The sequence below is a fragment of the Novosphingobium sp. NFX11 genome, assembly GCF_057376415.1.
The window spans coordinates 1,512,503-1,534,073 of record NZ_CP080384.1; the positions used below are offsets into that span (position 1 = coordinate 1,512,503).

Annotated in this window: 20 protein-coding genes and 4 pseudogenes; 7 read left to right on the forward strand and 17 right to left on the reverse strand. The window is 64.2% G+C overall.

Annotated features, from left to right (window positions below; genetic code table 11):
• The first annotated feature begins 45 nt into the window (after positions 1-45).
• Positions 46-483 carry a hypothetical protein gene (locus tag KZO24_RS07715; RefSeq protein WP_486487075.1) on the forward strand — a complete coding sequence of 146 codons (438 nt, stop codon included), beginning with the start codon at positions 46-48 and terminating at the stop codon, positions 481-483.
• 7 nt (positions 484-490) lie between these two features.
• On the opposite strand, the gene KZO24_RS07720 is transcribed toward KZO24_RS07715, so the two are convergent.
• The 5 genes and pseudogenes from KZO24_RS07720 to rpmF form a co-directional block, all read right to left on the reverse strand.
• On the reverse strand, positions 491-922 hold the full coding sequence (locus KZO24_RS07720; protein WP_271183516.1) for a MerR family transcriptional regulator: 432 nt from the start codon (positions 920-922) through the stop codon (positions 491-493).
• Positions 923-951: 29 nt separating this feature from the next.
• Positions 952-1,247: pseudogene (locus tag KZO24_RS07725) on the reverse strand (integration host factor subunit alpha).
• 108 nt (positions 1,248-1,355) lie between these two features.
• A complete protein-coding gene (locus KZO24_RS07730) occupies positions 1,356-2,327 on the reverse strand; it encodes a beta-ketoacyl-ACP synthase III (RefSeq protein ID WP_271183517.1) in 972 nt (323 codons plus the stop codon).
• Positions 2,327-3,400, reverse strand: a complete 1,074-nt coding sequence (gene plsX / locus KZO24_RS07735; RefSeq protein ID WP_271183518.1) for a phosphate acyltransferase PlsX — start codon at positions 3,398-3,400, stop codon at positions 2,327-2,329. Before plsX ends, KZO24_RS07730 begins: the two co-directional genes overlap by 1 nt.
• A gap of 36 nt (positions 3,401-3,436) precedes the next feature.
• The gene (gene rpmF / locus KZO24_RS07740) at positions 3,437-3,616 is read right to left on the reverse strand and encodes a 50S ribosomal protein L32 (RefSeq protein WP_008829420.1); all 180 of its coding nucleotides are present in this window, start codon (positions 3,614-3,616) and stop codon (positions 3,437-3,439) included.
• Between the two features lie 161 nt (positions 3,617-3,777).
• Between rpmF and KZO24_RS07745 the strand changes: the two genes are divergently transcribed.
• Entirely contained in the window at positions 3,778-4,170 is a 393-nt protein-coding gene (locus KZO24_RS07745) for an MAPEG family protein (protein WP_271183519.1), read from the forward strand.
• Here KZO24_RS07745 and KZO24_RS07750 read toward each other — a convergent pair.
• On the reverse strand, positions 4,167-4,847 hold the full coding sequence (locus KZO24_RS07750; protein ID WP_271183520.1) for an MBL fold metallo-hydrolase: 681 nt from the start codon (positions 4,845-4,847) through the stop codon (positions 4,167-4,169). The two genes, KZO24_RS07745 and KZO24_RS07750, sit on opposite strands and share 4 nt — an antisense overlap.
• A 166-nt stretch (positions 4,848-5,013) precedes the next feature.
• Complete coding sequence (locus KZO24_RS07755) at positions 5,014-5,664, reverse strand: S24 family peptidase (RefSeq protein ID WP_271184209.1); 651 nt, start codon at positions 5,662-5,664, stop codon at positions 5,014-5,016.
• A 101-nt stretch (positions 5,665-5,765) separates the two neighbouring features.
• On the opposite strand from KZO24_RS07755, the gene KZO24_RS07760 reads away from it, so the two are divergent.
• Both KZO24_RS07760 and KZO24_RS07765 read left to right on the forward strand, forming a co-directional pair.
• Complete coding sequence (locus tag KZO24_RS07760; RefSeq protein ID WP_271184290.1) at positions 5,766-5,966, forward strand: hypothetical protein; 201 nt, start codon at positions 5,766-5,768, stop codon at positions 5,964-5,966.
• The gene (locus KZO24_RS07765) at positions 5,956-6,324 is read left to right on the forward strand and encodes a hypothetical protein (RefSeq protein WP_271184210.1); all 369 of its coding nucleotides are present in this window, start codon (positions 5,956-5,958) and stop codon (positions 6,322-6,324) included. Before KZO24_RS07760 ends, KZO24_RS07765 begins: the two co-directional genes overlap by 11 nt.
• Positions 6,325-6,546: 222 nt before the next feature.
• Here KZO24_RS07765 and KZO24_RS07770 read toward each other — a convergent pair whose 3' ends face one another.
• The 8 genes from KZO24_RS07770 to KZO24_RS07805 form a co-directional block, all read right to left on the reverse strand.
• On the reverse strand, positions 6,547-8,220 hold the full coding sequence (locus KZO24_RS07770) for an acetolactate synthase large subunit (protein ID WP_271184211.1): 1,674 nt from the start codon (positions 8,218-8,220) through the stop codon (positions 6,547-6,549).
• Between the two features lie 140 nt (positions 8,221-8,360).
• Positions 8,361-9,299, reverse strand: a complete 939-nt coding sequence (locus tag KZO24_RS07775; RefSeq protein ID WP_271184212.1) for a D-2-hydroxyacid dehydrogenase — start codon at positions 9,297-9,299, stop codon at positions 8,361-8,363.
• Positions 9,300-9,404: 105 nt separating this feature from the next.
• Positions 9,405-10,868, reverse strand: coding sequence for a cysteine--tRNA ligase (cysS, locus tag KZO24_RS07780; RefSeq protein ID WP_271184213.1), 1,464 nt, complete (start codon positions 10,866-10,868; stop codon positions 9,405-9,407).
• A gap of 68 nt (positions 10,869-10,936) precedes the next feature.
• A complete protein-coding gene (locus tag KZO24_RS07785) occupies positions 10,937-11,497 on the reverse strand; it encodes a hypothetical protein (RefSeq protein WP_271184214.1) in 561 nt (186 codons plus the stop codon).
• Between the two features lie 11 nt (positions 11,498-11,508).
• The gene (locus KZO24_RS07790) at positions 11,509-11,946 is read right to left on the reverse strand and encodes a hypothetical protein (protein ID WP_271184215.1); all 438 of its coding nucleotides are present in this window, start codon (positions 11,944-11,946) and stop codon (positions 11,509-11,511) included.
• Between the two features lie 92 nt (positions 11,947-12,038).
• Complete coding sequence (gene cobT, locus KZO24_RS07795; protein WP_271184216.1) at positions 12,039-13,853, reverse strand: cobaltochelatase subunit CobT; 1,815 nt, start codon at positions 13,851-13,853, stop codon at positions 12,039-12,041.
• Between the two features lie 213 nt (positions 13,854-14,066).
• Entirely contained in the window at positions 14,067-14,717 is a 651-nt protein-coding gene (gene fsa, locus KZO24_RS07800) for a fructose-6-phosphate aldolase (protein WP_008830036.1), read from the reverse strand.
• Between the two features lie 235 nt (positions 14,718-14,952).
• On the reverse strand, positions 14,953-15,576 hold the full coding sequence (locus KZO24_RS07805) for a DUF4197 domain-containing protein (RefSeq protein WP_211150085.1): 624 nt from the start codon (positions 15,574-15,576) through the stop codon (positions 14,953-14,955).
• A 122-nt stretch (positions 15,577-15,698) separates the two neighbouring features.
• On the opposite strand from KZO24_RS07805, the pseudogene KZO24_RS07810 reads away from it, so the two are divergent.
• A pseudogene (locus KZO24_RS07810) lies at positions 15,699-17,863 on the forward strand (primosomal protein N').
• Positions 17,864-17,986: 123 nt separating this feature from the next.
• On the opposite strand, the gene KZO24_RS07815 reads toward KZO24_RS07810, so the two are convergent.
• On the reverse strand, positions 17,987-18,205 hold the full coding sequence (locus KZO24_RS07815; protein WP_486487076.1) for a CPBP family glutamic-type intramembrane protease: 219 nt from the start codon (positions 18,203-18,205) through the stop codon (positions 17,987-17,989).
• A 73-nt stretch (positions 18,206-18,278) separates the two neighbouring features.
• Positions 18,279-19,031, reverse strand: a pseudogene (locus tag KZO24_RS07820) (hypothetical protein); the annotation flags it as partial.
• 387 nt (positions 19,032-19,418) lie between these two features.
• Here KZO24_RS07820 and KZO24_RS07825 point away from each other — a divergent pair.
• Both KZO24_RS07825 and atpA read left to right on the forward strand, forming a co-directional pair.
• On the forward strand, positions 19,419-19,973 hold the full coding sequence (locus KZO24_RS07825; RefSeq protein WP_008830032.1) for a F0F1 ATP synthase subunit delta: 555 nt from the start codon (positions 19,419-19,421) through the stop codon (positions 19,971-19,973).
• 13 nt (positions 19,974-19,986) lie between these two features.
• Positions 19,987-21,517 (forward strand): annotated as a pseudogene (atpA, locus tag KZO24_RS07830) (F0F1 ATP synthase subunit alpha).
• The last annotated feature ends 54 nt before the right edge of the window (positions 21,518-21,571 follow it).

Sequence of the window (21,571 nt, forward strand, 5' to 3'; positions counted from 1 at the left end):
CAGCATGTCATCGGTTTCGGCAATTGCGACGCTGCCAGTGCCCTGATGCTTGCAGGAGGCGCAGGTCTGGACGGCCTTGTGCTTTCAAACCCCTGGACCATCGAGAGTTCCGACGAGGAAGCCCCTGCCGAGATCGTGCGCGATCACTACCGGCGGCGTCTCGCTGATCCAGCGGCAATCAAGCGATTGCTGACCGGCAAGGTCTCACTGTCAAAGCTGGCCCGGAGCCTGGTTACCGCCACCCGCCCCGCGCCTTCGACACTGAGCGGGCTGACTGCCGAAATAGCGCAAGGTATCGCAGGCTTCAAAGGGTCGGTGCGCTTCCTGATCGCGGGACGCGATCGTACCGGACTGGCCTTCCTTTCCCACTGGGACAAGACCGACGACCGCATCCGTATCTGCAGCAAAGCCAGCCACAGCTATGTCGAACCCGATGCCCAGGACTGGCTGCTCGGTCAGGTTCTCGAGATATTGCGGGACTGAGGAATGATCAGGCTCGCATGAGCGCGCCCGCGAGCCCTTCGCGAATCTCCGAAAGTCTACGGAAGAAATCTTCTGCCGATGATTCTTGCCGATTGCTCATTTCGGGTGCCGCAATACTTGCTACCGCCAGTGACGATTTGTCGCTGATCGCCTTGGCTGCGCCGCGCAGGGTGTAACCCTCACGATGGACAAGCCGATCGATCTCGCGGATCAACTCAACGTCCTCCGGACGGTAATATCGTCGATTTCCGCTACGTTTAATCGGCTGGAGCGACGCGAACTGCTCTTCCCAGTACCTTAGCACATGGGGCCTGATCGCGAGCGCCTTGGCCACTTCGCCGATCGTGCGTAGCGCCTGCGGCTCCTTCCCGTCTTCGAAAAGCGGGGCATCTTCGAAAAATGCTGCCCTTACAGGCGCACCGGGTGCTGAAACGTCCATACCTGCCTTTTCCCGACGGAACTTTCCCGTCAATCTGTGGCGATACGGTCCTTCAGCATCTGGCTGGCACGAAAGGTCATGACGCGCCGGGGGTGATCGGCACTTCTACGCCGGTCTTCGGGTTGCGGCCTATCCGTTCGCCCTTGTCGCGCAGCAGGAAAGTGCCGAAGCCCGAGATTTTGACGTTCTCGCCATCGCTGAGGGCCGTCGTCATGTGCTGCAGGATCGCTTCCACCATGGCAAGCGACTCGGCACGGGATATGCCCAGCTTGCGATGAATCGCCTCGGCAATCTCAGCCCTTGTCAAAGTATCCGTAGCGCGCATCAATCCCGCATCCCCATAGTGCGCCGATGTGACGCATAATATTAGAAACAGGGAAGAAATCAACGGTGCGTCCAATATTGAACGCAACCCGTGCGGTGCAGTCGCTTGTCAGATGCGAATCAGGCTCGCACCCCACGTAAATCCGCCACCCATGGCCTCCAGCATGACGAGATCGCCCTGCTTGATGCGACCGTCGCGCACTGCCACATCGAGTGCGAGCGGAACCGACGCAGCCGAGGTATTGGCATGCTGGCCGACCGTCATCACCACCTTTTCGGGCGGCAGACTGAGCTTCTTGGCCGTCGCATCAAGGATGCGCGCATTGGCCTGATGCGGCACGAGCCAGTCGATGTCGGAGGTGGAAAGGCCAGCCTCTTCAATGACTTCACGCAGGACTTCCGCAAGGTTGACGACGGCGTGGCGGAAAACCTCGCGGCCTTTCATGCGCAGCTTGCCGACCGTACCGGTGGTCGAGGGACCGCCATCGACGAAGAGCAACTGGTTGTGCGCGCCATCGGCGTGAAGCCGGGTCGCGAGGATTCCTCGGGGAGTTTCACCCACCTGTTCCTGCGCCTCCAGCACCACGGCGCCCGCGCCGTCGCCGAAGAGCACGCAAGTCGTGCGGTCTTCCCAGTCGAGAATGCGGCTGAAAGTCTCCGCCCCGATGACCAGCGCACGCCTGGCCATGCCGGTGCGCAGCATCGAATCGGCAACGCCGACGGCATAGAGAAAGCCCGAGCACACCGCAGCAACGTCGAAGGCGATTCCGCCCGCACGGCAACCGAGCCGGCTCTGGACGATCGTGGCGCTGGCGGGGAACGTCTGGTCGGGCGTGGCAGTCGCCAGCACGATCAGGTCGATCGAATCGGCATCGATGCCCGCAGCCTCGATCGCCTTGCGCCCCGCTTCGGTGGCGAGGCTGGAGGTGGTCTCGTCGGCCTCGGCGATGTGGCGGTTGGAGATGCCGGTACGTTCGACGATCCATTCGTCGCTGGTATCGACCCGCTCTGCCAGTTCGGCATTGCTGACGGCATTGCGCGGGAGCGCGGAGCCGGTTCCGATCAGTACCGAACGAATCATCAGGCGCGCTCTTCCTGTACGCCGGTCAGCCCCTTAGGCATGCGCCAGGTCGACCCTCCCAGACGGGCCAGGTCGGCAGAGATACGCTCGGTCACGTTTTCCTCCAAGAGCCGGGCGGTGACCGCCACGGCATTGGCCACGCCTGCAGCATTGGCGCTGCCGTGGCTCTTCACGACAATGCCGTTGAGGCCAAGGAAGACCGCGCCATTGTGATTGTTGGGATCGAGGTGGTGCTTGAGCAGGTCGGTAGCCGGCTTCGAGATCAGGAACCCGATCTTGGAGCGCAGCGAACTGCTGAAGCCGCGGCGCAGCAGGTCGGCGACGAAACGCGCCGTGCCTTCCACCGCCTTGAGGGCGACGTTGCCGGTAAAACCGTCGGTCACGACCACATCGACGTCGCCGCGGCAGATCTTGTCCGCCTCGGTGAAGCCGTCGAAGGACATCGCAAGGTTTTCGGCCGCGCCCTTGAGCACAGCGGCTGCATCGCGCAGTTCCTCGGTGCCCTTGGTCTCTTCGGTGCCGATGTTGAGCAGACGCACACGCGGTTCGGCGCGGCCGGTGGCCACGCGCGAATAAGCCGCGCCCATGATCGCGAACTGGACCAGGTTACGGCTGTCGCACTCGGTATTGGCACCGAGGTCGAGCATGATGACGTCGTTGTCGCCCAGCGTCGGCAGCAGGGCCGCCAGTGCAGGACGATCGATGCCGGGCATCGTGCGCAAGGTCAGCTTGGAGATCGCCATCAGCGCGCCGGTATTGCCGCCGCTGACGGCAGCCCCGGCATGGCCGAGCTTCACCGCTTCGATCGCACGGCCCATGGACGTGCCCTTGGCCCGGCGAAGCGCCTGGCTGGGCTTGTCCTCACCGCTGATCACGCCATCGGTGTGCAGGATTTCGGAGCTGGTCCGCAAGTTCGGATGATTTTCGAGCGCGGCCTTGATCCGCACCTCGTCACCGACGAGCAGGAACTTGAAACGGTCATGACGGCGGCGCGCAAGCGCGGCGCCTTCAATCATGACGCGCACGCCCTCGTCGCCGCCCATCGCATCGATAGCGATACGCGGCAAACTCATGGGGCTTTCTCCGAAATACGTCGTAGGATCTAAGTCTTAGACTTCGACCGCGACGATTTCACGACCGTTGTAGTGGCCGCAAGAATTGCACAGGTTGTGCGGGCGCTTCAGTTCGCCGCAGTTGCCGCATTCGTGGAATGCTTCAACCTTCAGCGCGTCATGGCTGCGGCGCATGCCCCGGCGGGAGGGCGAAGTCTTTCTTTTAGGGACAGCCATTTCGGCACCTGTTCCTGCAAATACGTGTCTGTCAAAAAGGCCGCCGGTGACCGGGTAGGGACACGGCGGCTTGCGAAGGCGCGCCTATAACCCATTTCACGCGAGTTGCAACCCGTTACTCCCTCCACCATCAAGCCGTCACCAATCGGGAGTACGCCTATATGATTCTGCAGACCACCCTCAGCATGTCCGCCGCAGCAGCCGTCGTCGCCTTCTGGCTGGCGGTGCGTACCGGCAAGGCGCGCATGGCGGCGAAGGTGTGGCACGGCGACGGCGAGAATCCCGTGCTTCTGCGCCGCATGCGCGCTCAGGCCAACTATGGCGAGAGCGCGCCTTTCGTGCTGATGCTGGTCGCCGCTATCGAGCTTTCCGGCAAGGCCGGGCAATGGCTTGCGATCGTCGGCGCACTCTATCTGCTGGCGCGCATCGCCCACGGGATCGGGATGGACAAGGCGGAGAAATCTCCCCTGCGCGCGGCCGGCTTCATCATCTCGGTGCTGACGCTGCTGGGACTCGCACTGATGGCCGTGCTGATCGCGACGGGGCGATTCTAGACCGGTAGCCCGCGTTTGATCGCCTCGTCGCTGACGTAGGGATTCGTCAGACGCTCCTGCCCGAAAGTGCTTACCGGGCCATGGCCGGGGACGAATGTGACGTCGTCTCCGAGCGGCCAGAGCTTCTGTGTGATCGAGTGCACCAGATCGTCGAGATTGCCGCGCGGGAAGTCCCAGCGGCCGATGCCGTTCTGGAACAGCACGTCGCCGACCATGGCGAACTTGCTGGGCTCGTGATGGAAGATGACGTGGCCGGGCGTGTGCCCCGGACAATGAACGACGTCGAGTTCCAGTTCGCCTACGGTGACCTTGTCGCCATCCTCCAGCCAGCGGTCGGGCTCGAAGGTATGCGCCTCCATGTTCCAGCGCGGCCCGTCGTCGTCGAGCTGCGCGATCCAGAAGCGGTCTTCCTCCTGCGGCCCCTCGATCGGCACGCCAAGCTCCTTGGCCAGCACGCCGGCCTGCCCGCAGTGGTCGAGGTGGCCGTGGGTGACGAGGATCTTCTCCAGCGTCACTCCGGTCTTCTCCAGTGCCTGCTTCAGTTTGTGCAGGTCACCGCCGGGATCGACCAGCGCGCCCTTCATCGTGGCGGTACACCACAGGAGCGAGCAGTTCTGCTGGAGGGGCGTGACGGGAATGATCCCCACGCGCATCTGTTGTTCGGTGCCTTGCGTCATGCCCTTGGAAATGGCCGCAGAGCGCCGCGAATGCAACCGGGCTGAAGTTTGTCCGCTTCAGGCGGATTCGGCACCGGCCCACGCCCCCACCCGACCTCCCATCAAGGATACACTAGCGGGAGGTCGGGTGGGGGCGTGGGCCGGTGCCGCTTCAACAGAACAAACTCTAGATGCGCCCACCCTTCCAGACCACCCTGCCGATCACCTCGACGTCGCGGGTGCCGCATTCGACCGGAGGATAGGCAGGGTTGTCGCTGATCAGTACGACCAGCCCCGGCCGCGAGACGTCGATGCGCTTCACCAGCAGGCTGTCCCCCAGCCGAACGACATGAATACCGTCGCGCAAGGCACGCAAGGTCCGGTCGACGAGGATTTCATCGCCGTCACGCAGCGTCGGCTCCATCGAATCGCCGCTCACCACGATGGTGGAGAGGTTTTCCGGCTGTAGCCCCATCGACCGCAGCCAGCGCCCGGAGAAGCGGATGGTGTCCACCACCTGCTCTCCTTCGGCCGTCGCCCCCGGCCCCGCCGAAGCACCCACCGCCAAGCGCGGAACATCGATCCAGCTGCGTCTGCGTGATTGCTCCGGAACGGCATAGGAAATTTCCTTCGATTGGCCCAGTTCCGCCTCATCCACACCGAAGAACCGCGCGAGCATCCCGCGATCGTGCTCCTCCAGCTTGCGCGGACTACCCTTGCGGATGAATTGCTGAAGATAGGCGGGGTTTTTGCCCAGCATGGCCGAGAGTTTGGACAAACTCACGCGCCGCTTCTCGGCCAGTTCCAGCAGGCGCAGACGGGTCGGGTCGCTTACCATTTTGTAATCCGTATCCGTAGGAAATTTCCTAGACATGTAGGATTTAGAACGGAACAAAATGGAAACATCAAGCGAATTCCTACATGAAAGGACCAGACCGGATGCTCCTGCGCGAGATCGAGCGCTTCCTACGCCAGACCGACATGCCGTGGACCAAATTCGGCCGCCTCGCCGCGCAGGACCCGCGCTTCGTGGCGGATCTGCGCAACGGCCGGGTGCCGCGCGGTGACACCGCCGCGCGAGTCGAGCGATTCATGCAGACCTACCTTACCGGCGCCGGGGAGAACCGCCATGCAGTCTGAACTCACGCGGGAAATGCGCCGTGCTTTCGTGCCCGCCAAGGCCCCGACACGCGGTCCTTGGCTGCGGCTGCTGTCCGAGGTGCTCGGCCTCGCCGGTTCCGAAGCCGACTTGCTGAGCCATGCCGAGCGCGACTGGGCCAGCGCCACGTTCTCCGGCGCACGCCATACGATCGTGCTGGCCTTCGAAGGCGCGGAAGCGGTGACCAAGGGAGAGGCATTCATCGCTGCCCTGCCCGACCACGAATTCACCATCCCGCGCCATCTCGTGGCCGATGCAGCGGTAACGTCGGTCGAGCACAGGCAGGACCTGCCGCGCATGACCGTGCACATCGAAGTACTGGTGCTGGTGGATTACTGAGGCATCGCCGCCAGAGCGCTGTTTAAACCTTCCTCGTCATCCCCGCGAAGGGGGGATCCATCTCCTGACATTGCCTGTTGAAAGATCATCAGTTGGGTTCCCGCCTTCGCGGGAATGACAGCGATATGATTGAAGGTACCTTGCACGAATACCCGAAACGAAGACCCCAGGACAGCCTGATGCTACCCTGGGGCGTCGTTTCATTCGCGATGGCGAAAGGCCTTACAGAGCCCGCGAGAGTTCCTTGATCTCGGTATTCAGGATGCGATCGTTCTCGGAATAATCGACCGGGCAGTCGATCAGGTGCACGCCGGGCGTATTACGGCAGTGCGCGAGCAGTTCCTTGAGGTGCGCGGCGCTCTCAACCCGGTAGCCGTTGGCGCCGTAGCTCTGCGCATACTGCACGAAGTCCGGGTTTCCATAGTTCAGCCCGAAGTCCGCGAAGCCCATGTTCGCCTGCTTCCAGCGGATCATGCCATAGGCATTGTCGTTCAGGATCAGCACCGTCAGGTTGAGACCGAGGCGCACCGCCGTCTCCATCTCCTGGCTGTTCATCATGAACCCGCCGTCGCCGCAGACCGCGAAGACCTTGCGCTCGGGATAGACCATCGCGCTCGCCATCGCCGAGGGCAGCCCTGCCCCCATCGTCGCCAGCGCGTTGTCGAGCAGCACCGTGTTGGGCTTCATCGCGCAATAGCCGCGCGCGAACCACAGCTTGTAGACGCCGTTGTCGAGGCAGACGATCGCATCGTCGGGCAGCGCGTCGCGCACCTGCTGCACGGCATGGGGCGGGAAGATCGGGAAGCGCTCGTCCGCCGCCAGCTTCGCGGTGTGCTCGACCTCGGCGGCGCGGAAGCGCAGCATCGAATCGAAGTTCCACTTGGGCGAAGGCGTGATCGCCTCCTTGATCTGCCACATGGCGTTGGCGATGTCGCCGATCACCTCGATGTGCGGGAAGTAGACCGGATCCACCTCGGCCGTTTTGGTCGAGATGTGGATCACCGTGCGGTCATCGCGAGTGCCGTCGTTGTGCATGAAGAACGGCGGCTTCTCGATCACGTCGTGGCCGATGTTGACGATGCAGTCGGCGTCCTCGATCGCGCGGTGCACGAAATCGCCCGAGGACAGCGCAGCGCAGCCCAGGAACTTGGGATGGCGCTCGTCGATCACGCCCTTGCCGAGTTGGGTGGTGAGGAACGGAATGCCGGTCTTCTCGACGAACTCGCTCAACATCTTGCTGGTCATCTTGCGGTTCGCGCCTGCGCCGATCACGAGAACGGGACGCTTCGCCGTCTGCAGGGCATCGACGGCCTGGACGATCGATTTCACGTCCGCCGTCGGGCGCCGCACGATCGAGCGCGGAACGGGGCGCGAATCGGTGTGCTCGTCGGCAATATCCTCGGGAAGCTCGATATGCGTCGCACCCGGCTTCTCTTCCTCGGCGATGCGGAACGCCTCGCGCACGCGGCTCGGAATGTTGTCCGAGGATGCCATCTGGTGCGCATACTTGGTGATCGGCTGCATCATCGAGACGACATCGAGGATCTGGAAGCGGCCCTGCTTCGACTTCTTGATCGGCTTCTGGCCGGTGATCATCAGCATCGGCATGCCGCCGAGCGTCGCATAAGCGGCAGCGGTGACGAAATTCGTCGCGCCCGGCCCCAGCGTCGAGAGGCAGACACCAGCCTTGCCCGTGTGGCGCCCGTAAGTGGCGGCCATGAACCCCGCGCCCTGTTCGTGACGCGTCAGGATCAGCTTGATCTGCTTCGAACGCGACAGCGAATCCAGAAAATCGAGGTTTTCCTCGCCCGGCACGCCGAAGATATACTCGACACCTTCCTGCTCGAGACATTCGATGAACAGGTCCGACGCCTTGCGCTTGTCGCTCTCGGCCATGATCCAGCTTTCCCTCTTCCTGCCGCCGGTCCCTGATGCCCGGCCGTCTTGATCGAGGCTGATACGCGATTCTGTTCAGGACCGTCCCTGATGAATTAATCAGCCTCGCCGTAGAAAATATCAGGCGGGGGCAAGCAGAGCTAGTAACCCTGCGCGAGATCGACCTGATGCGCCAGCGGCTCTCCGCGTAAATAGCGCCCGAGGTTACCGAGAAACCGCGCCGAGCCGCGCGCGAACAATGCATCCTGCGCGCGGCCGGACAAGTGCATGGAGATATGCACGTTCTCGCGCGACCACAGCGGATGGTCCGAGGGCAGCGGCTCGGGCGTGGTCACGTCGAGGAACGCCCCACCCAGATGCCCCGAATCGATCGCGGCGAGCAGCGCGTCCTGGTCGATCACCGTACCGCGCGCGAAATTGAGCAGGACCGCGCCCGGCTTCATCGCCGCGAACTGCTCCGCGCCGAACATGCCGGTCGTCTGCGGCGTCGAGGGGACGATCAGGATCACCCAGTCGAACCGCCCGAGCGCGCCCTGCCATTCGTCCTGCCCGAGTTCGCCTTCACCCGGCGTGCGGCGCGCGGCGGTGACTTTGGCGCCGAATACACACAGCATCCCGGCGATCTTCGCGCCGATCTCGCCCGCGCCGATCACCAGCACTTCGCTGTCCAGCAACTCGCGCTTGCCCGGCGAATCGGGCAGCCATTCGTGGCGATCCTGCGCCCGCACGACCTCGCGCCAGCCCTTGGCCATCGTCAGCATGCCCATGAGCGCATATTCGGATACGCTCTGCGCATGGATTCCCGCGCCATTGGTCAGCGCGACGCCGCGCTCCCGGAAAAGGTCGAGCGGCAGCCAGTCCACGCCCGAGGACATGGCGCAATACCACTTGAGCCCGGTCATCAGGGGCAATGCCTCGCGGGCCTTGGGCGGTGCGATCATATCCAGCCATGCCACTTCGGCGCGAGGTGCCAGCGCCATGAGTTGGTCGGCATCCTCGAACCACAGCGGCTCGACGCCTTCGGGCAGCTTGCCCTCCAGCCATGGGCGCGAGTTGGCATTGATCAGCGCGGCGGTCATGGGGCACTCCTAATCCGGGCAACTACAATAGCTTGCCAGCCTCGGAGCATCCGCGCGGGAAGACAAGGGCGGGTTCGGCATTCGCCCTTACGTTCATGGCAACAATCAGGCCAGCTTCCATTCCCAGCCGAGCGGATCGCCGTCCATCGCCTCGACACCCTTGGCGACAAGTTCGTCACGCAGGGCGTCGGAAGTCGCGAAGTCCTTGTCGGCACGCGCCTGCTTGCGGGCAGCGAGAACGTCCTCGATCTCCGCCTCGGTAATTGCCGCCGTCTTGGGACGCAGGCGCAGATCGGCGCGCGCGGTGCCGAACAGGTCGAGCCCGAGCACCGCGTCCATTGCCTCGACCACGGCGCGCTTGGCGGCGGGATCGACCTTCTTCGCGGCCAACACCTCTTCCAGCGCGGTCAGCGCGATCGCGGTGTTGAGGTCTTCGCCGATCGCCTTCTCGAACGTTTCGAGCATCGGCGCGAGCTTGGGATGCGAGGGTTCACCGGCTTCCACGTCGGCAAGACGCTCGGCGACGATGATCATGCGCTTGAGACGCACCAGTGCGGCCGCAAGACCTTCCCAGCTGAATTCCAGTTCGCTGCGGTAATGCGCCTGCAGGCACATCATGCGGTAGCCGAGTGGGTGGTAGCCCTTGTCGATCAGCAATTGCAGCCGCAGGAATTCGCCCGAGGACTTGCTCATCTTGCCTGAGCGCTCGACAAGAAAATTGTTGTGCATCCACACCTTGGCGCCCGAATTTGCGGGCACGTCGAGGCCGCAGGAGTCTCCGGGGTTGCAGCAGAACGCCTGGTTCTGGGCGATCTCGTTGGGGTGATGGATCTCGCGGTGGTCGATGCCGCCGGTGTGGATGTCGAACGGAAAGCCGAGCAGATCGCCGCTCATCACCGAGCATTCGAGATGCCAGCCCGGCGCGCCTTTGCCCCAGGGCGAATCCCACTCCATCTGCCGCTTCTCGCCCTCGGGCGTCTTGCGCCAGATCGCGAAGTCGGCGGCGTTGCGCTTGCCGTCCACGGCCTCGATGCGCCCCTCGCCCTCCTCGGTGACGGCGCGCGCGAGGCGGCCGTAATCGGCGACGGTGGAGACGTCGAAGTAGAGACCGCTTTCCAATTCATAACAATGGATTGGCGCGATCTTCTCGGCGAATTCGATCATCTGCGGAACGTAGTCGGTGGCGATCGACCACTTCGCAGGCTGGCGGATGCCCAGCGCCTTGATGTCGGCCCAATAGGCCTGCGTGTAATGCTCTGCGATGTCCCAGATGGATTGGGACTGCGTGCGCGCCATCTTCTCCATCTTGTCCTCGCCCGCATCGGCATCGTCGGTCAGGTGGCCGACGTCGGTGATGTTGATGACGTGGGTGAGCTTGTAACCCTTGTGGCTCAACGTCCGGCCCAGAATGTCCGCGAAGACGTAGGCGCGCATGTTGCCGATGTGTGGGTAGTTGTAGACCGTCGGCCCGCAGGTATAGACGCGCGCCTCGCCCGGGTGGACGGGCTCGAACATTTCGAGCTTGCGGGTCAGGCTGTTGAACAGCGTCAGTTGGGATGCGTCGGTCATGCCTTGCCGAATAGGCGGAGGCGCGCGGCAGTCAAGCGGGAGGCGCAGGACGCCTCCCGCTTGACAGATTACTTGACAGTGGCCTGAACAGTCGTCGCCGCGACAGGTACGGAGGCCGGTGCCGCAGGGGCCGCGTTCATCGACTGGCGTAGAAACACCGCCTGGTCGAGCTTTTCGAAGGCGTCTTTGTAGACTGCCACATCAAGGATCGGTTCTTCGTCCTGCGGCTGCGAGGAATAAATCGTCGATTTCATCTTGGCCATGACGAAATTCAAGCGAATGCGCGTGATAGCGGGGCCAATCTTCTCGATATAGGCACTGACGAAAGGCGTTTTCTTCGACTTTCCGAACCCGGTCAGGAGATTGTAGGTCAGCTTGCCCTTCGACGACCCAAGACCGGTGATAAGACCTGTATCCAGATCAGCCGCCTGAATACGATAACCGGCATCCTGCAGCACGCTCATCACCGAGCTGAATACAATCGACTTGTCGGCCTCGACATCGTGGCTCTGGATCTGCTGCAGCTCCAGTCCCGACAGTTCGGGAGCCTTGTCTTTTGCGATGGCGGGAACGGCGCAAGCGATCGCAGTTGCAGCGACGAGCGCTGCGACAGACTTCGTGATATTCATGATGTGAAGCCTCAGAAAGAGCTGGAACGGCTGCGGAAATCGGAAACGATCTTCGCCCGGTCGAATTTGATGATGAGCGTCATGGTGCGCTGCGACGTTTCTGAGGACGACTTCTTCTTGCCGAAGCCGAGACCGCCGAGACCAGCAACGCCGTCACCGCCGGCACCAAGACCCAGGCCGATCGAGAAGCCGCCGGACTTGTTGCTGGTCACGGTAGCGTGCCGGTCATAGACCCACATCTCGTTCCCCTGACCATCGACAGTCGTGATGTTGGGCGCCCCGAAAGTCTCAAGCACTTCGCCCTGCGAGGTCTTTCCCACCTCCAGGGTCATCTGCACCATGCCCTGCGTCAGGGTATTGCCAGACTGCGCGCCTGCTTGCGCGAATGCCGTCGGCGCCACGCCAACCGCAAAGGCCAGCCCAAGGCCAACCGCCAAAAACTTTTTCATCTAACCCCCGTTTCTTCCTGCCCCAGGAAGAGGATCGAGAATTAGTTCAAGTTAAACTTCCGGGCAATCGCAATCTGGCGATTAAAAATCGTTCACTCCTCCTCGAACAACCCCGCCAACTGCTCGATCATCGTCCCGCCGAGCTGTTCCGCGTCCATGATCGTCACGGCGCGGCGGTAGTAGCGGGTCACGTCGTGGCCGATGCCGATCGCCACCAGCTGGACCGGGGACTTACTCTCGATCCATTCGATCACGCGGCGCAGGTGCGCTTCCAGATAGCCCGCCGAGTTCACCGAGAGGGTCGAATCGTCCACCGGCGCGCCGTCGGAGATGACCATCAGGATGCGGCGGTCCTCCTGACGCGCCAGCATGCGGTTGTGCGCCCAGAGCAGCGCCTCGCCGTCGATGTTCTCCTTGAGCAGCCCCTCGCGCATCATCAGGCCGAGGTTCTTCTTGGCGCGGCGCCAGGGTTCGTCCGCCTTCTTGTAGACGATGTGGCGCAGGTCGTTGAGGCGGCCGGGGTGCGCGGGCTTGCCGTTCGCCAGCCAGCTTTCGCGGCTCTGGCCGCCCTTCCACGCGCGGGTGGTGAAGCCGAGGATCTCCACCTTCACGCCGCAGCGCTCCAGCGTGCGCGCCAGCACATCCGCGCTGATCGCCGCGATCGAGATCGGGCGGCCGCGCATCGAGCCGGAATTGTCGAGCAGCAGGGTGACGACGGTGTCCTTGAACTCCACGTCGCGCTCGATCTTGTAGGACAGCGACTGCCCCGGCGAGACGACCACGCGCGCCAGACGCGCGGCATCGAGCAGGCCCTCTTCCTGGTCGAAGTCCCACGAGCGGTTCTGCTGCGCCATCAGGCGGCGCTGCAGGCGGTTGGCAAGCCGCGTCACCACACCCTGCAGGCCCTTGAGCTGCGCATCCAGATAAGCGCGCAGGCGGGTCAGTTCTTCTTCGTCGCAAAGGTCCGAAGCGCCGACGACTTCGTCGAAGGCCTCGGTGAAGACTTTGTAATCGAAGCTGTCCGGGATGTCCGTCCATGGACGGTTCGGGCGAACGGGGAGCATGCCCTCCTCGCCTTCCTGGCCTTCTTCGCCCTCCTCCATGTCGTCGGAGGTTTCGCCTTCGGCCTCGCTCTCGCCTTCGTCGTCGCCCTGCGAAGGTTCGGCGGCCATTTCGGCGGGGTTCTGGTCCTGGCCCTCTTCGCCGCCTTCCTCCTGCTCCTCGGTCTCTTCCTCGCCGTCCATGTCCTCCATGTCGGTAGGTTCCTGCGGCACTTCCTCCGCGCGGGTGAGTTCGAGGTGCTGCAGCATGTCGAGCGACAGGCTCTGGAACGCCTTCTGGTCGTGCAGCGAATTCGCCAGGGCATCGAAGTCGGTGCCCGCCTTGCGCTCGATCCACTTGCGGACCATTTCGACGCCGGGGCGGGCGATCTCGGGGATTTCCTGACCGGTCAGGCGCTCGCGCAGCAGCAAGGCCAACGCGGCGGGGACCGGCACGGCGTCGGGCGTGTCAGCGCGGCTGATCGGGTCGGAGATGATGCGCGTCAGCAGCGCGGCGTCCAGATTGTCGCGCATGCCGTCGTAGGCATTGGCGCCCAGCGCCTCGTAGCGCACCGTCTCCACCGCATCGAACGCGGCGCGCGCGGTCGGCTCGGCGGGGGCATTGCGCATGTGCAGCTTGTCGTCGTGGTGGCGCAGCTTGAGCGCGAAGCTGTCGGCGAAGCCGCGCGCCTGCATCGCGGCGGCGCGCGGCAGGCTGCGGCCGGGCATCGGCACGCGGAAGGTGTTGCCTGTGGAACTGGGCGCATCGGCGGTCCAGTTCACTTCGACCTCCGCCTCCTGCGCGATGGCGCGCGAGGCTCCGGTGAGGACGGACTTGAAGCGATCGGTTGGGGATTCGTCGGACATTGCCCGAGGTGCCTAGCGCATTGGCGCGGCTGGCTCAAATGGGCGATGTGAGAGGGGTGGTTTGGGGCGTGAGGCTGAAGCCCACCTCTGCCCCCTCCCGCAAGCGGGAGGGGAATGAGAGCACTGCGTCTTGCCCTCCCGCATGCGGGAGGGCCGGGAGGCTTGGCCCGCAAGGCCTAGCCGGACGGGGTGGGCAGACCCCGCCCCGTCAGATCAGATCGACTGCCCGGTCTTCGCCCAGTCGGCGAGGAAGCCTTCGATGCCCTTTTCGGTCAGGACGTGCTTGAACAGGCCCTTGATGACCGACGGCGGCGCGGTCATCACGTCGGCGCCGATGCGCGCGGCTTCCAGAACGTGAACGCCGTGGCGCACCGAGGCGACGAGGATCTCGGTCGCGAAGTTGTAGTTGTCGTAGATCAGGCGGATGTCGCTGATGAGCGCCATGCCGTCGAAGCCGTTGTCATCGTGACGGCCGACGAAGGGCGACACGAAGGTCGCGCCGGCCTTGGCGGCGAGCAGCGCCTGGTTGGCCGAGAAGCACAGCGTCACGTTGACCATGGTGCCTTCGCCGGTCAGCGCCTTGCAGGTCTTGAGGCCGTCGATGGTGAGCGGCACCTTGATGCAGACGTTGTCGGCGATCTTGCGCAGGATTTCGGCCTCGCGCATCATGCCCGCGTGGTCGAGCGCGACGACTTCGGCGCTGACGGGGCCGGTGGTCAGCTTGCAGATCTCGGCGGTGACTTCCATGAAATCACGGCCCGACTTGGCGATCAGCGACGGGTTGGTGGTCACGCCGTCGAGCAGGCCGGTGTCGGCCAGTTCCTTGATGTCGGCGATTTCGGCGGTGTCGGCGAAGAACTTCATGGCGTGCGTATCCCTGCGGCGCCGCGACGGGGGCGGCGATTCTGGGCGCCCCTATAGGCAATGCCGCGCCGGGGTGCCACCCGTGTTGGCATGCGCGCACACCCTCGTCATCCCAGCGAAAGCTGGGACCGCTGGCCTGTTACGGCCAACGCGCGTTCGAACTCAGCCCCGCCGAGGGTTGGGCTTGGCTCGGCCAGCGGTCCCAGCTTTCGCTGGGATGACGGGGCTTTATCGATTAAATGCCCTTAGCCAGCTTCAACGCCGCGATCAGCGCGCCGTCATTGGTGCTTTCGGGATGCGCGCGGATATCCGCTTCCTGCGCGCCGATCTCGTACCAGATCGCATTGTCCGCCTCGAGCGCCAGGGCATGCGCCGCGTCCGCCATGTTCACGCCGGTCAGCGCATTGACGGCGGTATTGAGGATCGGGTCCTCGGCCATGCGCATCACCCGGTCGAGTTCCGGGATCATCGCATTGACGAGGCCGGAGCCCATCGACTGGCGCAGGAACGTCGTCGCCGAAGTATCCCCGCCCCGCAGCAGAGCCAGCGCGTCGGTCACCGTCAGCGAGCGGACCGCGTCGTAGACGATCGGTGCCGCGACGCGCGCGCCGTCCTCGGCGATGCGGTTCAGTTCGCGCTGGAGCTTTTCCTTGAACAGCGGCGAGCGGAATATTTTCTGCGCCACCGACCCCGGACGGCCGAACAGCACCGGCATGTTGATCCGGGCGACCTGGCTGTCCCAGAAACCGTCGGGCTGCGTCAGCCGCGCGAAGGCGCGCTGGCTGGAAAGCATCAGCAGGTTCTCGATGATATCGGTATAGCTGGGCCGCCCGATCGTGGTGCAGCCCGGTAGTGCCATGACGCCCGTAGCCAGAAATCCGGCCAAAACTGCCCGTCGTCCCACTGCCTGCATGCTCGATCCCCCATTCATCTGCGCGTACTCCTTCACGACCCCGTTTGCCCGCGCCTATATGAACGCAGATGCAACGTGTCCGACTCCTCGTCTTCAACGCCGCGCTGGGCGTCCTCGACTATCGCGTGCCGGAGGGAATGACGATCGAATTCGGATCGATCGTCGTCGCCCCCTCGGTCCGCGACAGGTGTTGGGCATCGTCTGGGAACCAGAACGCCTAAATGCGCAGGAAGTGCCTGAAAGCAAACTGAGACCTTTGCTCGGCGTGATGCCCGCGCCGCCGCTGTCGGAGCGGTTGCGGCGACTGATCGAATGGACCGCCGATTACTACTGCGCCCCGCTGTCGTCGGTTGCGCGCATGGCGCTGGGCAGCATGTCGGCGCTGCGCGGCGGCGGCACGACCACCGAATACCGCCTGACCGGCGAGGAGCCCGCCCGCCTTACGCCCCAGCGCGCAGCAGCGCTCGATGCGCTGCAGGGGGAGCAAGGCTCGATCCGCGAGCTGGCGGAACTCGCCAGCGTATCGGAGGGCGTGCTGCGCGGCATGGTCGGCGCGGGACTGCTGGAGGCGGTGACGGTCGATCTCGACCGGCCCTATCCCCCTGCCCGCCCGGAATTCGCCGAGCCGAAGCTCAACGACATCCAGCAGCACGCCGCCGACATTTTCGTCGAGGCGGTGAAGGCAAAGAAGTTCGCCCCCTTTCTGCTCGACGGCGTCACCGGCTCGGGCAAGACCGAGTGCTACTTCGAGGCTGTCGCCGAAGCGATACGCATGGAGCGGCAAGTGCTGGTGCTGCTCCCCGAGATCGCGCTGACCGAAAATTTCCTGCGCCGCTTCGAGCATCGTTTTGGGGTGCCGCCGGTGCTGTGGCATTCGTCCTTGAAGTCCAGCGAAAGGCGCCGGGCGTGGCGTGCGGTATCGTTAGGTGCCGCTAAGGTCATCGTGGGTGCCCGCTCTGCGCTGTTCCTGCCTTACGCAGATCTGGGCCTGATCGTGGTCGACGAGGCGCACGAAATCTCGTTCAAGCAGGACGACGGGGTGCGCTACAACGCCCGTGACGTGGCCGTGATGCGCGCGAAATTCGAAGGAATTCCTATAGTTCTGGCCAGCGCCACCCCGGCGCTGGAATCGATGCAGCTGGCCGAAGCCGGGGTCTACCGCAAGATCGACCTGCCCTCGCGCTTCGGCGGCGCGACATTGCCCGCGATCAACATCCTCGACCTGCGCGAAGAGGCCCCCGAACGCGGCCGCTGGATCGCGCCAAGACTGGTGCAGGCGATGAAGGACCGGCTGGCCAAGGGCGAGCAATCGCTGCTGTTCCTCAACCGCCGGGGCTATGCGCCGCTGACCTTGTGCCGCAACTGCGGCTACCGCTTCCAGTGCCCCAACTGCACTGCATGGCTGGTAGAACACAGGTTTTCCAAGAGGTTAGCCTGCCACCACTGCGGCCACGAGACGCCCGTGCCGGAAGCCTGTCCCGATTGCGGCACCGGCGACTGCCTCGTCGCCTGCGGCCCCGGGGTGGAGCGCATCGCCGACGAAGTGGCGGAAATCCTGCCCGAAGCGCGCACCGCCCTCGTCACCTCGGACACCATGAACACCCCCGCCGCGATCGGCGAATTCGTCGCGATGGCGGAAAACAAGGCGATCGACGTCATCATCGGCACCCAGCTGGTGACCAAGGGCTACCACTTCCCCGACCTGACGCTGGTGGGCGTGGTAGACGCCGACCTCGGCCTCGAAGGCGGAGATTTGCGAGCCGGTGAAAGGACTTACCAGCAGATCGCCCAGGTCGCCGGCCGTGCGGGACGGGGCGAGAAGCCCGGCGAAGTCCTCATCCAGACCCGCCACCCCGAAGCCGCCGTCATCGCCGCCCTGGCCAACGGCGACCGCGACGCCTTCTATGCCGCCGAGACCGAAGCCCGCCGCGACGCTGGGGCGCCGCCCTTCGGGCGTTGGGCTGCGATCATCGTCAGTTCGGAGGACCAGGCCGAGGCACTATCCGCCGCCCGCGCGATCGGCGGGACAGCGCCGAACCTCCCCGACATGCTGGTGCTCGGCCCTGCCCCCGCTCCGCTCTCCCTGCTGCGTGGCCGCCATCGCTTCCGGCTGCTGATCAACGCGCGCCGCTCGGCGGAACTGCAGAAAACATTGCGCGAATGGCTCGATCCGCTCGAGTTTCCACGCGGGGTGCGCGTGAACATCGACATCGACCCCTACTCGTTCGTGTGACACCGCTTCCAGCGCGGCGGCATGAACTCCCCTTGCGGTAGGCGTATCGCAGCAGGGCGACGCCCGCGATCGTCGCCACCACCAGCGCCACGCCCGAGGCTTCGAGCCCGAACGCCCCGCCGGTCAGGAGTTCAGGCCCGCTGAGGCGCGTCTCCACCAGCCCGCGCGGCGTCCCTCCCCGGAAACGGGGATCGACCAGATCCACCCCTGAGTGAAGTTCCAGCCCATGTGCAGCCCGATCGGCGCCCATAGTCGCCGCGTTACAAGATAGGCCGCACCCAGCAGGATCCCCGCCTCGCAAGCGATGGCGAAGGCGGCAAACAAGCTGGCACCGGGATTCATGAGATGGGCGAGATCCGAAGAATGCGGACGTCAGCGCCAGCGCCGCCCATGTTCCGAAAACTGCCTCGAGCTGGCGCTGGATGACGCCGCGGAACACGGCCTCCTCCACCATACCGCTATAGAATGCGATCCCGAACCAGACCCACAAGTCGCCCGTGCCTCGCAGCCCGACGATCGAAAGCCCTCCAAGCAGTGCGACCGCTCCGACGACAAGGCTGAACAGGATCACGCCGCCCAGCACACCCGCTGTCAGTTCTCCTCCGGCGCGCCCGGGCCGGACGCCATTGCGCGGCTCCCGCACGATCCAGCGCAGGAAGGCATGATAAGCCAGCAGTCCGCAAATCCCGACCAGCAAGCCCGAGAGCGCCCGCAGCGGCGAGGAACGATCGATATGAAGCGCGTTGATGACGAAGCCCGGCAGGATCGCGCCAAGAGCCACCAGAACCACGCCGATCGGCAGAAGCACCAGTGGATGCGCAAGAAAGCGGCGAAACGGCTCCCATTTGCCACGTTCCTGCCCTGCTTCATCGATAGCGTTTGTCATACCGCCCCCGCTCCTGCCCCGGGGCTTGAAGCGGAAGTTTCGATGACTGTCGAGCGGAAGCCGGAAGTCGGTGCCCTTTTGCTCGCCAGCAATCGGGGCCTCCCATTTCATCCGCGCCGCCCGTGAACCGGATAGCATGAAAAATGTCCTCCCTGCGACGACGAGCGACATTCCGCCAAACGGGTCCGCATTCCCCAATGCCGTCCAAGACGACATATCGCATAGGCGGTTCGCCGCGAAAGGGCCGCATCTCAGTTCGAGCCATCGCATAATGGTCGGCATCGCTGCTCCGTCGGCATCGTCCAGAGTAACGCTGCAAAGAAGCACCGATCCGCATCGACGGCCATGCACCGAGGCGTCCGTTCACCCAAGTTCTCTGGCCGTCAGCCGTAATACAACTGGCGGCACGGCGCGGGCCAGACCCTCGATTCGATGGGTTGTCGGAATACTCCGCAGCGAATTCGTGCCCGACATTGCACGCCGCTTCGCCGGCAGGCTTCCTGCCGCTTGCTTTTAAACTGTTTACCTGTCCTTTGTCCCCAGGGCCAAAGGGGCACCTTGCGTTGTAACGGTATCGTCGCTATGCGCGCCCCGTCAGCGGGCTGGGGAGCACGCGCTGTTGTTGCGTCCCCGACCCGAACCCACCTGCGATGTAAGGATAGGACAGGCGTGGAGAATTCCGGAGGCATCAAGGCCAGCTTGCAGGGACGCTACGCTTCGGCGTTGTTCGATCTCGCGAGCGAGAACGGCTCGGTTTCGGCCGTTGAGAACGACCTCGACAACCTCGGCCAGGCCCTGCGCGAGAGCGACGAGCTTGCCGCGCTGATTCGCAATCCGCAAATCAGCCGCGATGCCGCCGCCAAGGCGATCGAAGCGGTCGCGGGCGTGCTCGGCACCTCGCCGCTCACCAAGAACTTCCTCGGCGTTCTGGCAGGCAATCGCCGCCTGTCGGCCCTGCCCGAGATCATCCGCGCCTTCGCCAGCATCGCCGCCGCCCAGCGCGGCGAAGCGACGGCCGAAGTCGCATCCGCCCACGCGCTTTCCGACGAGCAGGTCGAACAGCTTCGCCAGAAGCTGGAAGTGCGTGAGGGTCGCAAGGTCAAGATCAAGACCAGCGTCGATCCGGAACTGCTCGGCGGCCTCGTCGTCACCATCGGTTCCAAGCGCATCGACAGCTCGATCCGCACCCGTCTCAATTCGCTCGCCCAGGCCATGAAGGGCTAAGAAAGGCAGAACAATGGATATCCGCGCAGCAGAAATCTCGAAGGTCATCAAGGACCAGATCGCCAGCTTCGGCACCGAAGCCCAGGTTTCGGAAGTCGGTTCGGTTCTGTCGGTCGGTGACGGCATCGCCCGCATCCACGGCCTCGACAACTGCCAGGCCGGCGAGATGGTCGAATTCTCGAACGGCGTGCAGGGCATGGCCCTCAACCTCGAAGCCGACAACGTCGGCGTCGTGATCTTCGGCTCGGACGCCGAGATCAAGGAAGGCGACAGCGTCAAGCGCACCGGCACCATCGTCGACGTTCCCGTCGGCAAGGGCCTGCTCGGCCGCGTGGTCGATGCGCTCGGCAACCCGATCGACGGCAAGGGCCCGATCGTTGCCGACAAGCGCGCCCGCGTCGAGATCGAAGGCTCCGGGCATCATCCCGCGCAAGTCGGTGCACGAACCCGTGCAGACCGGCCTCAAGGCGATCGACGCTCTCGTTCCCGTCGGCCGTGGCCAGCGCGAGCTGATCATCGGTGACCGCCAGACCGGCAAGACCGCCGTAGCCATCGACACCTTCATCAACCAGAAGGAAGCGAACCAGGGCGACGACGAGGGCAAGAAGCTCTACTGCATCTACGTCGCAGTCGGCCAGAAGCGCTCGACCGTCGCGCAGATCGTGCGTCAGCTCGAAGAGAACGGCGCGATGGAATACTCCATCGTCGTCGCCGCGACCGCTTCGGAGCCGGCTCCGCTGCAGTACCTCGCGCCCTACACCGGCGCCGCGATGGGCGAATTCTTCCGCGACAACGGCATGCACGCCGTGATCGTGTACGACGACCTTTCCAAGCAGGCCGTCGCCTACCGCCAGATGTCGCTCCTTCTGCGCCGTCCGCCGGGCCGTGAAGCCTACCCCGGCGACGTGTTCTATCTCCACAGCCGCCTGCTGGAGCGCGCGGCCAAGCTCAACGACGAGAACGGTGCCGGCTCGCTGACCGCCCTTCCCGTCATCGAGACGCAGGCCGGCGACGTTTCGGCCTACATCCCGACCAACGTGATCTCGATCACCGACGGCCAGATCTTCCTTGAAACCGGCCTGTTCTACCAGGGCATCCGTCCGGCCATCAACGTGGGTCTGTCGGTGTCGCGCGTGGGCGGTTCGGCCCAGACCAAGGCGATGAAGAAGGTCGCCGGTTCGATCAAGCTGGAGCTGGCGCAGTACCGCGAAATGGCGGCGTTCGCCCAGTTCGGTTCGGACCTCGACGCCTCGACCCAGAAGCTGCTCAACCGCGGTGCGCGCCTGACCGAACTGCTCAAGCAGAAGCAGTTCTCGCCGCTCGCCTTCGAAGAGCAGACCGTGTCGATCTTCGCCGGCACCAACGGCTACCTCGACGCCCTGCCGGTCTCGAAGGTCACCGAGTACGAGGCCGAGATGCTCAGCTACATGCACTCGGAACATGCCGACGTGCTGGCGCTGATCCGCTCGACCAAGGACTTCGGCGACGAAGCCAAGAGCAAGACCAAGGCCGCGCTCGACGCCTTCGCCAAGCAGTTCGCTTAAGTTAAACCGTCATCCCGGCGAAAGCCGGATCGCAGGCGGTCTTGAAGCAGCCTT

Coding starts and splice junctions, on each gene's coding strand:
- KZO24_RS07765 (WP_271184210.1), top strand. CDS start 5,956: ATGCAGTCTGAACTCACGCGGGAAATGCGCCGTGCTTTCGTGCCCGCC.
- KZO24_RS07815 (WP_486487076.1), bottom strand. CDS start 18,205: ATGAATCCCGGTGCCAGCTTGTTTGCCGCCTTCGCCATCGCTTGCGAG.
- KZO24_RS07760 (WP_271184290.1), top strand. CDS start 5,766: ATGCTCCTGCGCGAGATCGAGCGCTTCCTACGCCAGACCGACATGCCG.
- rpmF (WP_008829420.1), bottom strand. CDS start 3,616: ATGGCTGTCCCTAAAAGAAAGACTTCGCCCTCCCGCCGGGGCATGCGC.
- KZO24_RS07715 (WP_486487075.1), top strand. CDS start 46: ATGCTTGCAGGAGGCGCAGGTCTGGACGGCCTTGTGCTTTCAAACCCC.
- KZO24_RS07775 (WP_271184212.1), bottom strand. CDS start 9,299: ATGACCGCCGCGCTGATCAATGCCAACTCGCGCCCATGGCTGGAGGGC.
- plsX (WP_271183518.1), bottom strand. CDS start 3,400: ATGAGTTTGCCGCGTATCGCTATCGATGCGATGGGCGGCGACGAGGGC.
- KZO24_RS07745 (WP_271183519.1), top strand. CDS start 3,778: ATGATTCTGCAGACCACCCTCAGCATGTCCGCCGCAGCAGCCGTCGTC.
- KZO24_RS07805 (WP_211150085.1), bottom strand. CDS start 15,576: ATGGCACTACCGGGCTGCACCACGATCGGGCGGCCCAGCTATACCGAT.
- KZO24_RS07750 (WP_271183520.1), bottom strand. CDS start 4,847: ATGACGCAAGGCACCGAACAACAGATGCGCGTGGGGATCATTCCCGTC.
- cobT (WP_271184216.1), bottom strand. CDS start 13,853: ATGTCCGACGAATCCCCAACCGATCGCTTCAAGTCCGTCCTCACCGGA.
- KZO24_RS07720 (WP_271183516.1), bottom strand. CDS start 922: ATGGACGTTTCAGCACCCGGTGCGCCTGTAAGGGCAGCATTTTTCGAA.
- KZO24_RS07770 (WP_271184211.1), bottom strand. CDS start 8,220: ATGGCCGAGAGCGACAAGCGCAAGGCGTCGGACCTGTTCATCGAATGT.
- cysS (WP_271184213.1), bottom strand. CDS start 10,868: ATGACCGACGCATCCCAACTGACGCTGTTCAACAGCCTGACCCGCAAG.
- fsa (WP_008830036.1), bottom strand. CDS start 14,717: ATGAAGTTCTTCGCCGACACCGCCGAAATCGCCGACATCAAGGAACTG.
- KZO24_RS07730 (WP_271183517.1), bottom strand. CDS start 2,327: ATGATTCGTTCGGTACTGATCGGAACCGGCTCCGCGCTCCCGCGCAAT.
- KZO24_RS07790 (WP_271184215.1), bottom strand. CDS start 11,946: ATGAAAAAGTTTTTGGCGGTTGGCCTTGGGCTGGCCTTTGCGGTTGGC.
- KZO24_RS07785 (WP_271184214.1), bottom strand. CDS start 11,497: ATGAATATCACGAAGTCTGTCGCAGCGCTCGTCGCTGCAACTGCGATC.
- KZO24_RS07755 (WP_271184209.1), bottom strand. CDS start 5,664: ATGGTAAGCGACCCGACCCGTCTGCGCCTGCTGGAACTGGCCGAGAAG.